We start from the raw sequence: 14503 nt of genomic DNA, 5'->3' as shown, positions 1-14503 counted from the left end.
ATTACGAAATACTGGGACAATTTGAAAAATTACTTATTCTTTCCTTTATTAGGCTGTATAAGAAAGAGTATTGTGCTATTGAGCATTTTACTACTTATATCTCCTGCGCTCTATGCGCAAGACAACACCAAACGTTTAACTAAAGCAAATAAGAGCTTTGAGGCATTTGCATATATAGATGCCAGAGCTATTTATCTGGATGTGGCACAAAAAGGATATACATCGCAAAATCTGCTCGAAAAACTGGCAGACTCTTTTTATTTTACTGGAGAATTGGAAGAATCTGTAGAGTGGTATGAGAAATTAGTGAATACCTACTCTGATAGTTTAGATCCCGAATATTTATTTAGATATGCCCAGAGTTTGAAAAGTGTTGAGCGCTATAAAGAGGCAGACAACATTATGGATCAATTTTATGAAATCACCGGAAATGATAAAAGAGCTGCATCTTTTATAAACAAAAGAAATTACTTAGATTTTATAGAAATGCAATCAGGTAAATATGATGTTTTTAATTTGAGTATTAATTCCAGAAATTCTGAGTATGCTCCAAGTTTTAATCATAATAATCAAATTGTTTTTGCCTCATCAAGAAGTAAAGAATCAAAAGGTTCTAAGATTCATGGTTGGACAAGAATGCCTTTTTTGGATCTTTTTTCTTCAACAATACAAGAAGATCAAATCTCTCTAGAGCCGCCAGAAAAACTAAAAGGAAAAATCAACACTAAGTTTCATGAATCTTCAACAAGTTTTAGCAAAGATGGAAAAACAGTTTACTTTTCGCGGAATAATTATACAAATAACAAATTAGGTACTAGCAAAAAAGGAGTAGTACTGCTAAAATTGTACAGCGCAAGTTTTAGAGAAGGAAAATGGACAGATATTAAAGAGTTACCCTTTTCAAGCGACAATTACTCGGTATCTCACCCTTCAATAAGCGAGGACGGGAAGAAACTTTATTTTGCAAGCGATATGCCTGGATCATTTGGGCAATCAGATCTTTTTGTGGTAGATGTACTAGGTAATGGCCAATTTGGCAAACCAAAGAACCTTGGAGCCAAAATAAACACCGAAGGAAGAGAGACTTTTCCCTACATAAGTAATAGTGGAAGATTATATTTTGCAAGTGATGGCCATGTTGGTTTGGGGGGATTAGACATTTTTGTAGCGGTACCTTCTGAAACAGGTTTTTCTGGCGCTTTTAATGTTGGCAAACCCGTTAATAGCTCTAAGGATGATTTTACTTTTGTGCTCAATGAAGATACGAAAACGGGATACTTTGCAAGTAACAGAAAAGGAGGAAAAGGGAATGATGATATTTATAGTTTTCGACAAACTGAAGAATTGATAACATCTTGCAAACAATATGTGCAGGGTATTATTAGTAATAAAGAAACTAATGAAAGTTTACCTGGAGCAAATATTTCTTTGGTAGATGTAGACGGAAATACACTCGAACAAACATCTTCAAATAGTTTAGGACAATATAGCTTTGATATTGAATGTGATACACAATATACTATTAAGGTATCTAAAGATAAATTCATCCCTAGAGACATTACTCTTAATACCGATGATATTTTTGAATTTATTCATGATGTATCTATTCCAATTACTCCAGAAAAGCAAAGTGAATTATTATTAACTGAAGTTGCGGTAAATATTGGGGATGATCTTTCAAAAATCCTTCAAATGGAACCTATTTACTTTGGACTAGATGATTCTACAATCACTCCTAATGCTGAAGTAGAGTTACAAAAAATAATTTCTGCAATGAACAAATATCCCGATCTCAAAATCGAGGTTCGCTCCCATACCGATAGTAGATCTAGTTATTGGTACAATAAAAGATTAAGTGTTAAAAGAATGCGTACTACCATCAAATACATTGTACAAGAAGGCGGTATTTATTGGCGTAGAATTAGAGGTAAAGCCTACGGCGAACGAAGGTTGATTAACAAATGTAAAGATGATGTACCTTGTACCGAAAAAGAGCATCAAGAAAATAGAAGGAGTGAGTTTATTATTCGAGAATAACAACTTGTCCTGCATAGGCATTCGAATTATGTTTTGTATTGATTAAAATATTCCTTTGCCCTTTTATTTACTTTTGGAGCTAGTAATAATCCAGATATTACCGTAGGAATTGCCATCAAAGCAAAAGCACTGTCAATCAAATTAATTGCAAAATCTATTTTTACAATAGCTGCAATAATTATAGAAGCGATATAAATATAATTATAATATTTACCGTATTTGGGCTTGGTTAAAAACCCAAGACATGTGGTTCCGTAGTAAGAATATGAAAATAACGTAGATAATGCAAATACCAATACCATAACAATTACGATAATATCTCCCAAACCATAAGGCAGAACCGAATTAAATGCCTGCAGTGTAAGAGAAATCCCATTACTTTCTGTGTCTTTCCATACTCCTGTCGAAAGTATCGCCAAAGCTGTTAATGTACACACTAATAATGTATCTATTGCAGGACCTATCATAGCGACCAATCCTTCTCTAATAGGCTCTTTAGTTTTTGCAGTACCATGCATCATTGGTGCTGTACCTACTCCTGCTTCATTAGAAAAAGCACCTCTTTTTATTCCTGTTTTAATAAGATATCCCAAAGCACCTCCCGCAATAGCATTACCAGAAAAAGCATCAGAAAAAATCAATCCAAACATATAAGGCACCTTATCTATTTGCAGTATTAAAATCGTAATTACCGTAATAAAATATAAAACGACCATAAATGGCACCAATTTACTGGCTACCAAACCAATTCTTTTAATTCCTCCTAATATCACTAAGGATGCTAATACTGCCAATGCGATACCTATATAGACTTTATCACTCTCTTCCCAACGCATTACATCTACAAGTGTTTGCGTAAGTTGATTTGCTGTAAATGCAGGCAGTGTTCCTACTAAACCTGCTAAAGCAAAAAAAATGGCTAACGGTTTCCATTTCTTACCCAAACCATTTGTGATTACGTACATAGGCCCACCAACAGATGTATTATCTTCTCCTTCGGATCTATACATTACAGCAAGCGAGCATGTATAAAACTTTGTGGCCATGCCGATAATAGCACTTATCCACATCCAAAACACAGCACCAGGACCGCCAGTGGCAATAGCTACCGCAACCCCACTAACATTACCCATACCAACAGTTGCTGCAATAGCAGATGATAAAGCTTGAAAATGACTTAATTGACCAGGAGCATTTTCATCATCATACTTTCCTCTAAGGACATCTACACCATGTTTAAAATAAAAGAAAGGAGCAAAACGTGAATAGATCAAAAAGAATAATCCTCCTCCTATAAGAAGTATCAGTAATGGCCAATCCCATACCCAAGAACTAAACTTAGCTACAAGGCCTTCTAGAGTTTCGAACATAATTTTTTAGTAGTTGTCATAAAAGTAATGACAAAAATCGAATTACCGTATTCCTTTTTTCTGAGAAAACAACATATTTAAGAGGTTGATACTATTTTGAAGCTCTAATAAATCTTGGTTTGTTAATCCCGCGATCATACATAATAATACTCCCTGCAACAGCTACATTAATACTAAGCTCTGACTTAAACTTTACTAAGAATTGCGATTTTTCGATTGCTTTATTAGATAAACCATGATCTTCTGCCCCCAATAAATACACACATCGTTTGGGATGTTTGAATCTTTCTAAATACTCGGCACCCTCCGTAAGTTCAACACCGACAAGCATAGCTCCTTTTGGTAAATGACGATAAAAATCCTCAAAGGTATCATAATGAAAATATGGCATTGCTTTTACTGCATTATGGGTATCACTAGCTTGTTTTGCATAGCGATTTCCAATAGTAAAAATAAAACTCGCTCCCATATTTTGTGCAGAACGCCATAGTACGCCTAAGTTTTCTGGAGTTTTACCATTCTGAATACCTATACCAAAAAACTCATTTTCGAAGTTATCTACCATAACCGCAAAAATATAAAAGTAAATTTCTACTTACTAATTGTAATTGTTTTACCTTCCTTGGTATATTCTTTTTTTAATCCTTCAAGGAGATAATTTAATTTAATCTTTTCATTTTTACTAGCTATTGTTTTTAAACAAGCATATTGCGTAATATTAACGATGTTTGCCCCTGTAATAGCATATTTCCTAGATATCTCATCAAGAGAAATGTCACTCTCTAAATCAACATTTTTTGGCAATATGTTCTGCCAAAGTTTTAATCGTTCTGGAGCGCCCGGTAGTTTAAATTCGATAATCGATTGAAACCTACGGGTAAATGCAGCATCAATATTCGTTTTAAAATTAGAGGCTAGAATAACCAATCCTGGATGAGCTTCAATACGTTGTAATAAATATGAAACTTCTTGATTTGCGTATTTATCATGTGCATCTCTTACATTGGTTCTTTTACCAAATATAGCATCAGCTTCATCGAAAAAAAGAATCCAATCTTTATTAATTGCCTTATCAAATAAAGATGAAAGGTTTTTCTCTGTTTCTCCAATATATTTAGATATCACCATAGATAAATCAACCCGATACACATCTCTGCCTGTATATTTACCTAACAAACTAGCTGTAAGTGTTTTTCCTGTACCTGGAGCACCATAAAACATGACCCTATATCCTGGCTTTATTTTACTTTTCATCTTCCACTCATCCATTAAAATATGATTGTGTTTTAACCATACTTCAATTTCTTGAATTTGCTGAAGTGTTTTTTCTTGAAGAACGAGATCATCCCACTCGAGATCTGTACTAATAAGACTTGCTGGGAAATTTTGACTAAGTGTTGGTTTTAATATTCTACCAGTTGTTAAAAACGAAGAAAACTCCTCATCAATAAATAATTTACCACTCATTTTGGGTTCTCCACTAGGTACATTATCTATATACAGTATTCGTTCTTTAAACAATCCTGATCCCGAATGGATATAATCCATAAGCACAGTTCTTTCATCAAGATTGCTTCCTGCCAAAATATATAATGCGGTTTCTCCTGTTGGAATAATTCCTCTGTGAAATTTTCCCTTTATTCCTCCAAAGGCAACAAACTCATTCCCTCCAGGAAAATAAGATGAAACTATCTGCTGTAATAATGAAGGATTAATATGAGGAGCAAGAGCAAGTAAAACCAATATAACCTCAACCTCAGATAATTTATTTGTGACAATAAATTGTGCCAAGGGAGATTTATTCGATGGTAAATACAACTTAGGTAATTCTAATATATCTTTTCTTAGCTCTATACTAAGACGGTATTTTATATATGCTTCTAAATATTGAAATAGTACTTCTATTTCTGTTTTATGTGCTTCATCAGTCATTGCTATATTTGACATATGCATTTTTCAATTTGATATCGTATTTATTCTTTTTATATCCGGGGCCATTATATCCTTCGGCAAACTTTGCCCAATTTTTTTCTTTAATCCAATCAATTAGCTTTTTACCTTTAAAAGAAGTTTTTGAAATAAACTTCCCGAAAGCTTTAAGGTGTTCTCTTTCATGCTCATACATTTCTGAAACAAAATGATCTATCGATGCATATCCTAGATGTTCGTAATGAAATCCCATAATCTGAAATGACCCCCAAGAAGCAGAACTAAACGCTGCTTCGTGAAACTCTGGTTTATCTGATATTCCTGCAGCTTTCTCTAAACGATCATATTCTCCCGACCCTCCTTTATAATGAGTCTTGGTCCATTTTTTATACAATATGTCTTTGGTTTTTCCCGAAACAAATTGTGATGGTTTTATACCTCGTTTCTCTAACTGTTTCCAGAAAATATGACCTTCAAATAGAATTCTTGGTCTTCCGTGTAACAAAAACCCTTTTCCGCTGCTTTCTATTTCATTAACAGCTTTAACCATAGCTAACTCTAATCCAAACTTATTGGCGAAGTCCTTTACATCTTTTTCTGAAAGAAATTTATCATTAAAAGCAACAAGATTCTTTTCGGCTTCAATAAGCACCGACCATGTTTTTAATCCAACAATACCATCAACAATCAAATTATTTTTAAGTTGAAAATCTTTAACCGCTTTATGAGTATCTTTTCCGAAGAAATTTGATACAAATACAGTATATCCTAGTTTAGCCAGAATTTGTTCTAAATGATGAACATCTTCACCACGAGATCTATAACGTATCGTTTTCATATATTAAAACTTTGTTTATTGCAAAATCATTTCTAACCCAAAAATACTTGATCTATTTCTATAATCATTGGTTCTATATCGCATAAACCACCCTCTATGGTTAATGTTACTGTAACTTTGATTCTTACATTCTTTACTCTATAGCGATGTGCTACTTCTCTAGCTTCAAAAGAGCTTCCATCTCCAAAATCCCATATAAATTTATAATCTTTATCATCTATACTACTTAAGTTTTCTGCAAAAAACGAAAATATTATTGGGAAAGCATTGGGTTGGGGACCATCAATGATTGGTCCCTCAGTAATGATCATGCCCTCTTCTGCAAATCGGTTAAATCTAGCCGAAAAGATTGGTTTTTTAACAACAGTGAGTGTATCCGGAACTGGCTTATCATTAACTGTAAACTCAATCGGTTCGTCAAATCTAGTAAAACCAGAAGATAATGTTAATTGGTTAGTACCTATTCGCATCCCATTAGCTCTTCTTACCGCTGCAACTTTTCCTCCAGCCGGAGTCACTACAAAAGGAACAGGGAGATCCCCATCCATTTCTCCACTATCATCCAAACAAACTCTTGGCGCAATGGTTAAAGATACTTCTTCTTCAATCTCTTCAAAAACAACCCTGGCCGTTTCGGTCACCGGTCCACACGCTGGATCTTCGACCGTTAAATTTACAATAGCAATTCTATCACCCAGAGCTGCTATATCTGTATATTCATGTTTTTGTATTAATTCGGTGCCTTCAAAAACTGGACTACCATCACCAAAGTCCCATTTTAACGCAAAAGGTTCTGGGATGTATTCTCCTGTAACATCAAAAGTTACTATAGCTTTTGTCTTATCATCATTATATTCGATCTTATCAGGGTCTACGGTTATGGCAAACTCTGGTGCCCTACCCACAACTAAAGTGGTTCCTGTATCAAATCCATCTACCGCAAATGTAATAACCTGACCATAAGCATCGAACTCTTGCGGGTTTATAGTAATCACCGTGCCCTGAATTTGTAAACCATTAAAAGAAGCAGTACCTAAAGTGGTGATTTGTCCTCCTGGTGGTTGTAATGTTATGGCATTAATTTTTTCGACACAGCCTATAGCATTGTCTAAAACTGTCTTAAGATTACTCAAAAACTGACCCAATTGACCAAAGTTTGTAAAAGAAGAATAATCGGCAGTGTCTATATCTGAAAAATCGGGATTACTTAAAACCGGCGGCCTACCCAATAGATCCGGTAACGCTACTGCTAAATCTCTACTGGAAGAGGAACTTGCATAGGAACCATCACTAAGTGCATAATAAAAAATATGAGTTTGATTGCTTAATCTGGCTACCCTATCCTTAAGTTGAGTAAAGTTTTGAGTTTGCAACCCATCGGTTATAATAATCACTATATCCAAATCTACTGTAAGTGGATTTGGAGATGAAATATCATTGGTAAGATACCCTATAGCACTTGACCAGTAATCTGCACTTATAAGAGTACTATTATCTGTTTTATATTCACTAATCCAATTGGTGAATTGCGATTTGGTTGTTGGTGTAATAGCAGTCTCAGGAATAATTCTAGTAGGTAAAAGATTGTCATTAACATTCATATTACAAAGTGTGATCAGGTTTCCTGAATTTTCTTGATCATTTACAAATACCGTAAGACCATTTTTTATTTCAGTAATTTCATTACCACTTATCGACCCTGATTCATCAATGAGCAGTGCTATATGAACAGGAATATCACAATCTTCTGGATTTACACAAATTTCATTTCTATCCAACTCTAACTCAATGACTATCGGATCTTCAAAAGTAATTGGGTCTATAATAATCGTATTCTCACAAAAATCGGTGTTTACTCTAAGTACAGGGTTGATGGTATTAGGTGCAGTTTCAGGAAGATTATCATATTGCCTAACTATTACCCCAGCAGCATCTGGCTCCATTTCAATAATTGTACCGTCACCAAAATCCCATTCGTATCTTGTAATTTCATCAATATGTGGTCCAGATACCGTATAAGTAACTGTTACTTCTGTTTTAAAAGGATTATCATATACTACCGAAGTTGTAATTATTGGTTCTGGTTTTCTATGAATCGTTATGGTAACTTCAGAATCTTGATTATTTACTTCGAACTTTATTGGAGCACCTATTAATTCTGGGCTCACCTGATTGGGATCGAAAAAAGAATCCCCATTATCATCCCGTACTACACCACCGCTTAATCCAGCAGGGATATCGGCTGTAACAAATCCATCCCTAGGATTAGTTTTAAACGGAATAGGTTCTGTATCTCTTCCAAAACATAAAGTATCCATAGGTAATTCTAACGTTAAAACACTTTCGTCACAACATAAATAAGGCACCATAAAATCTGCTATCACCGGCTGAAAAACACCTTCTGCAAATTCAGATACCCTAACCTCTCTTCTAAAAGACTCACCTTCCCCAATTATTCTAGGAGCGTCTTCTAGAAAAACCAAAATAAAAGTTCCTCTTGGTGATACTCCAGCTTTATGTTCAATTCCTTGTCTTCTATTTAGATAATACGAAGTATAATTTTCTCCTGTAATAATTTCTCGACTCGTAACTCCCAAGGCCACAATATTAAAACTTAAAGCCTTTTTACTCTTTATCTCTTTAAGTTTTTCAATAACAGCTTTATAATTTTTTCCTTGGTGTCCTTCAATTCGATAAAAATTTTTATCAATGCATAAGTCTAACGGAATTTTGTTATCTAATAGATTAGTATGATAACTTATATTTGTCCCTTCTCGATGTCTCACGGATTTATCAAAATTCCAAAGTTTTAATAATGTTTTATCTACTTTATTATAAAACGGTATAGCTTTATTACCTAAAGTTCCACGAATAAGTGATGGGGTAATCTTAATTAATTTATATTCAAAATTATAGTTTTCAAGTTGTGCAATTACCCGCAACAAAAGACTATACATCTTTTGTTCGAGGTTATGAATATCATAGCATACGCTAAGCTCTGTAGCACTATCATCATTATTACAATTATTACAGCGATCTCCACTTTTAGAAGTATGTGCCAAAGATTTATAAAAACTATGCCTACAATCATAACATGCTTTTTCTTTAAACACTTCTCCTAACATTAAATGTTTAGGGAAATCCCCGAGATTAGCAGTACAAACTGTAGATGATAACTGAAGTAATACTCTTTTAATCTCATTATAAGTATCTACAACATCTTTTAATAAATCGTACCGATATTGTATATCTTGAAGTGCATTATCAGTATCAAAATCAAAAAGCTCATTGATTCTGTTTTCAAACCTTAGCTTAAGCTCTGGAGCTTTTACTGTATCTAGTATTTTTACAAAGCCTTCTTTTACATCTTCTATTATTTTTTTATTCCCAAAAGGAGCACTAAGACGTTCCCATAGTGTAAATAATGTTTTGAAATCATCTGTTCCTGGAATTACTTTGGGTAAAAACACCTCTGGTAATTGATAGTATATCGTTTTAAAGTTTGGCCTACTTATAGTTTTATCATGACTATTAATGACCGCAGCATTAGCTTTGGTAGTGACTAAAATTTTGAAATTGGCAACAACATCTATACCTTCTCCATCACAACTTAGACTACTACATCTATTAATATTGCGCTCAAAATGTTCTAGATAGATTAACACTACCATATCCTGTAAATCTGGACCATCACCAGCAGATAATTGAGTAAGCGGAAAAGTTTCACTGTCTTCTCTTCTAGGAAGCAATTCATATAACTCAATTTGATCATCTCCCTGATAAAAAAACGGTGTATAATTAGCCTTTTCATTATCATAAACTCGAAAATGAGTATATGTAATCTCTGGAAAATCAATAATTTTATTCTCTCCTCTATCTCGATATAGATGCAATAAATCTCCGTCGGTAGTAATCCCTAGTCCTTGAGTAATAGTAATTGTTCTTGCTGTTGATTTTATATCAAAACCACATACAATTCCTACACCACTCAAATTGATTCTTGATAAGCGTATTTGATCATCAAAATGATCAACAATTTGATTAAGATGGCTTTCTGTTAAGAATTGACTCTTTGAAAACCTTCTAAAACCTGGCGATATTTTTGCTAGTTTGGTGATCATGATTTGTGTATATTTTATTATATTTTTTTATCTCTATGTTCTTAATGAATAAACTTACCAATCCGCAAAAATCAGTTTATCTTTCCATGGTAATTTTATAACGCTGATATTCCATGGTAATCTATCTAATAGAATATCTTGCGTTTTTCTTTCAATAATAATCTTTGGGTTATCTCCTTTTAAGATTAGCTTTCCCGGACGTTGAATAAATTCATTACGCAATAGATCGGGAGAAGCATTTTTTAATGCTCCCCAATTTTGAAGTGTTGCTTCTAAAAGATTTTCTGCATGATTCTTATACTCTTCTAGTAACGTAACATCTCTAGCTATTGGTTTATGTATTGGAATATTACATAAGAACTTTTCAAAAATCATGAGATGCTCTGGTTGTTGGTGCCCCTGAGTTGCAACATAATGAAGCAAATGTGTTGCTAATTCCTGATTCTTTATGTTTTTACTCTTATCATCGAGTAAATTACAATGTTCGAAAAAATACTTTAAATAGGGGTGTAATAGGATTAATCCGGCATTTGAAATATAATAAGATTCCTCTACTAGGTCATCAATTTCGTCATGATCAGCATTATCTGTTTGGGTTTTTATATTTTGATCGTCTTGGCTATTTTCTTTAAGATTTTTGGTTAAAAAATCGGCTTCTAACTCTTGTACTTGTTCCTTATGTATGTTTTCCTGATCAGGTGTTTGATCTATATCATTTTCTATTAATTTAATTTGAGAAATATCGGTGTCTGAACTTCTTTCTTCCAAATTAAATTCTTCTAAAACATTTAACTCTAAACCAATTATATCAATCGTTTTTGAAAGCCATGTGTCTTCTTTGCTTATCGATTCTTTTTTATTTTTTAATTCTTCTGTATGTTCTAATTGGATATTTTTTAAGATTTGATAAAACTCCAAGTCATTTTTAGTATAAATATATTGTACTATCGCACTCCATATCCTTTCGCGATTTTGAACACTTCCATTTTCTAAATATGTAATCAATTCATCCCCAAATAATATCTCTGAATTAATCTTGTACGTCGCAGATGTATACATTCGCATTAGTACTGATCTAACTACTTGATCTGGAAATTGTTTGATCAATCGTTGTTTGCTTACATGATTTTTCAAATTCTCAATAATGGCATTTTCGAATCCAGAAACATTAATAATTTCTTCGATTTGATCTATCTCATGCAAAAAATTAGTAGTTTTAGTATCCCACCAAGGCGCAGTTCCTTTTTTTAGGAAATACAAAAATGTTCTCAATTTACTTTTCTCCGAACTCAAAAAAACATCTGATCCTTTATCGCTTGTTGCTTGTTGCTTGATTTTTTTACGAACCTCCTGATCAATACTTTTAATAATCTCATCTTGTAATTCTACATTAGAAAATTGATGATCAAACTTGAGGTCGAGATCAAGTTTTTCAATCCGAATAATTTCAAATTGATATTCTTTCTCTAAAGCTTCAAAATGACTTTCTAATTTCGGAAACACTTTTTCTTTCAAAAACACATCGAGATTATCTTTAATCTCATAAGCTTTATCTCTAGAGTTTGTATTAACCTCGAGATACATCTTATTTATTATATGTTTTTTAGCACTACTCATCTAGCAGATATATTTCATATTTGTCATTAAATTAGCAAACTCCTTTGGGTAATTTTTAAAAGCATATTCCATAACATCAAGTGATATTTCTTTCATTCTTTTGTAATGCATCAAATGAGTGTATCCTGTTTTATCGATATTATTAATATCAGAAGGAGCTACATAAAAACCATGATCAAGACTTGACGTATTCCCTACATACTTTTTGATGATCTTATCCAATCTATGATCACTATTGGTGTACATATAATCATTATAGGTAGATTTGGTTCTGGGGTAATATTCGTATATCTGATCTGTCTTATTGTGTTTTTGAACTGTTTTTAGAACATAGGTTTGTTCTAAAAACATAGTGAGTTGTGCCATTGTATATTCATCAAAGTCTAAATGTTGATTTTGATATATGGTAGAGAAATATGCATCATAATAATCATAAATTATATTTCTATCGGTGCACCTAAATAATCCCATATTTAAAAACCTTAAATCTTCATCGGCGTACTCATAGTAAAACTTCACTCCTTTATCCTTAAAATAATGATATAGACAATAGGGATGAGAGTTTAAACCTTCGTCGCATTGCACGATAATATCCCTTTCTTTGATTGGTTTGGTAATAAAAATATCGTAATCGAGATATAGATAATTTGGTAATAAATCAGCTAGCATCTTGTATCCTAATATTTTTGCATCTACAAAAGTGGTTACCTCATCCATTTGTCCTAATTCTGAATATATTACATCATACGGCAGCTCTAATTGACGAATCAACTCTTTTCCGTAATAATCTGTCATAATATGAACCTCACCATAGACTTTTTTGATCATCAGTGCACTTAAAAACATATAGATGCATGATTCAAATTTGTCATTGTTATGATCAAATGGTTTAGTCCAAAGCAATTGTACCGGCGTCATGAATTTTTATTTTCTTTTTATTATGATTTAGTTTAAACAATTCGATATTGATTACTTTATTCTTATTAGGATATAGCTCAAAATTAATTTTCTTGTTTTGGTGATCAGATTCATCATGTGAATAATCTTCTGAATTTGTATCTATGCGTTTTTTTTCATTAACCGTCCTTAATGCATCATCGTGTTCTATCACATCACTACATAAATGTCCTGGAGCTTTTAATTGTTTTAGACCCATTTTACGTAGCCTCAATGTAAACTCTGTATCTTCATATCCATAGTTCTCTATCTTAAGATTATAGCCCCCAATTTTTTTAAAATCTTCTCTATTGACCATAATACGACCAAAAGATCCTCCTGTACATAAAATCGAAGGACGCAAGAAAAAATCCTTTTCGCGTTTTATTAATGAAAGGCAATAGTTTAGATAACTACCGCTCACAAAATTATCTGCATCTATATTAATTAGATACTCTCCTAATGCTAAATAGTGGACTACATTTTTGGGAAGAGAACGATGATAATACTCTGCAGTATAATTTTTATAATATATAATTAATCCATCTTGGATCGCTTCGATAAACCAATCCTGACCAAATAAGAAATCTTCTAATCCATCTGTAGAGTTGTAATCGATGATATTGATATCTACGGCACCTTCAAAATTCCTTACAATTTCTAGGTTATGTTTTAAAGTAGTAATCAAATGATCAAATCTATTCATCACTACTGTGCATAAACTAATCTTAATTTTGTTTTCTGTTAATAATTTTGGAACAACTAAATGACTGTACTTAGGAAATTCTTTATGGATATTGCGAACAATTTGTTGTTGAACGGGTTTGGTGTATTTACTCAAAAAAGTGAGGTGAGTATACCCCATCTTTTTTGCCTCTTCTTGTATATTTTGCTCTTTGGGTAGTAATACCTGCACCTTTGCTTTGTGAGATTTTGCAACACAATACATTAGGTATTGATCTATCATTCTAGACACATCAATATCAAAAAACCTTTTTTTGTTAGTACCGCGATTAATTTGCAAGCACTTTAAAAAATCATTGATATATGCATCTCTCAATATCAAATTATTAAATCCAATAATTGCTGTATTATATACCTTATAGTGTGTTCTATTTAATTCTTCAATATAAAAAGGGCTATTATCTGCAATCCACTTAAAATTTTCTATATGTTCCCATAGTATTTCATTACCAATAGTTCCTTTTTGATCAAACGAAATATCATCCAAACTTTGTACGATTAAATCTGCTTTACATGATTTAATAATATCGACTACAGTCTCTTTCCTTAGCATTACATCCCAATCAATATGCACGAAAGGTTTTGTTTGTTTGGAGATCGCAAACATTTTACCTTGTATCCAAGAACTCCCTTCATAACTCAAAAAAGTAAGCTCTGTAGACAAGTTATCTACATCTAATTCTTCAAAATGTTTTACACTATCTAAATCGGTTACAATTTCTACTTCGAAGCCCCATTTTTTTGAATACAACGCAGATAAATACAAGCAGTTGATAGAAGATTGTATTATTTCTTCTAGATCCAAACCTTCTCTATATTCTCTCCACCTTTTTTTTAAAGGTGCAGTCCAGAAACTGTACACAATTTTATTCATATTAGTGATACTGTCTTACTTGTTTATATAATTTTAT

At 32.8% G+C, this 14503-nt stretch carries 9 protein-coding genes; 1 reads left to right on the top strand and 8 read right to left on the bottom strand.

Going from position 1 to position 14503, the window contains the following annotated elements; genetic code table 11:
* The first annotated feature begins 21 nt into the window (after window positions 1-21).
* Window positions 22-2037, top strand: coding sequence for an OmpA family protein (locus tag DK508_RS20440; RefSeq protein ID WP_235016449.1), 2016 nt, complete (start codon window positions 22-24; stop codon window positions 2035-2037).
* 26 nt (window positions 2038-2063) lie between these two features.
* On the opposite strand, the gene DK508_RS20435 is transcribed toward DK508_RS20440, so the two are convergent.
* From DK508_RS20435 to DK508_RS20400, 8 genes are all read right to left on the bottom strand, one after another.
* Window positions 2064-3407 carry a sodium:alanine symporter family protein gene (locus DK508_RS20435; protein WP_109302627.1) on the bottom strand — a complete coding sequence of 448 codons (1344 nt, stop codon included), beginning with the start codon at window positions 3405-3407 and terminating at the stop codon, window positions 2064-2066.
* 91 nt (window positions 3408-3498) lie between these two features.
* The gene (locus tag DK508_RS20430) at window positions 3499-3972 is read right to left on the bottom strand and encodes an RNA methyltransferase (RefSeq protein WP_109302626.1); all 474 of its coding nucleotides are present in this window, start codon (window positions 3970-3972) and stop codon (window positions 3499-3501) included.
* Window positions 3973-3998: 26 nt separating this feature from the next.
* Window positions 3999-5354, bottom strand: coding sequence for an ATP-binding protein (locus DK508_RS20425; protein ID WP_235016448.1), 1356 nt, complete (start codon window positions 5352-5354; stop codon window positions 3999-4001).
* Window positions 5332-6174, bottom strand: a complete 843-nt coding sequence (locus DK508_RS20420) for an N-acetylmuramidase family protein (protein ID WP_109302624.1) — start codon at window positions 6172-6174, stop codon at window positions 5332-5334. Before DK508_RS20420 ends, DK508_RS20425 begins: the two co-directional genes overlap by 23 nt.
* A gap of 32 nt (window positions 6175-6206) precedes the next feature.
* On the bottom strand, window positions 6207-10295 hold the full coding sequence (locus tag DK508_RS20415; protein ID WP_109302623.1) for a PKD domain-containing protein: 4089 nt from the start codon (window positions 10293-10295) through the stop codon (window positions 6207-6209).
* Between the two features lie 54 nt (window positions 10296-10349).
* Entirely contained in the window at window positions 10350-11912 is a 1563-nt protein-coding gene (locus DK508_RS20410) for a contractile injection system tape measure protein (protein ID WP_109302622.1), read from the bottom strand.
* Window positions 11913-12830 (bottom strand): DUF6734 family protein, encoded by a 918-nt coding sequence (locus tag DK508_RS20405; RefSeq protein ID WP_160114814.1) that lies wholly within the window; start codon window positions 12828-12830, stop codon window positions 11913-11915. It abuts the gene before it with no gap.
* On the bottom strand, window positions 12802-14466 hold the full coding sequence (locus DK508_RS20400; RefSeq protein WP_109302620.1) for a DUF6734 family protein: 1665 nt from the start codon (window positions 14464-14466) through the stop codon (window positions 12802-12804). Before DK508_RS20400 ends, DK508_RS20405 begins: the two co-directional genes overlap by 29 nt.
* Between the last annotated feature and the right edge of the window lie 37 nt (window positions 14467-14503).

Source organism: Aquimarina sp. AU474 (assembly GCF_900312815.1).
Lineage (GTDB): Bacteria > Bacteroidota > Bacteroidia > Flavobacteriales > Flavobacteriaceae > Aquimarina.
The sequence above is the reverse complement of the archived record's forward strand: the minus strand, read 5'-3'. Positions and strand labels throughout refer to the sequence as shown.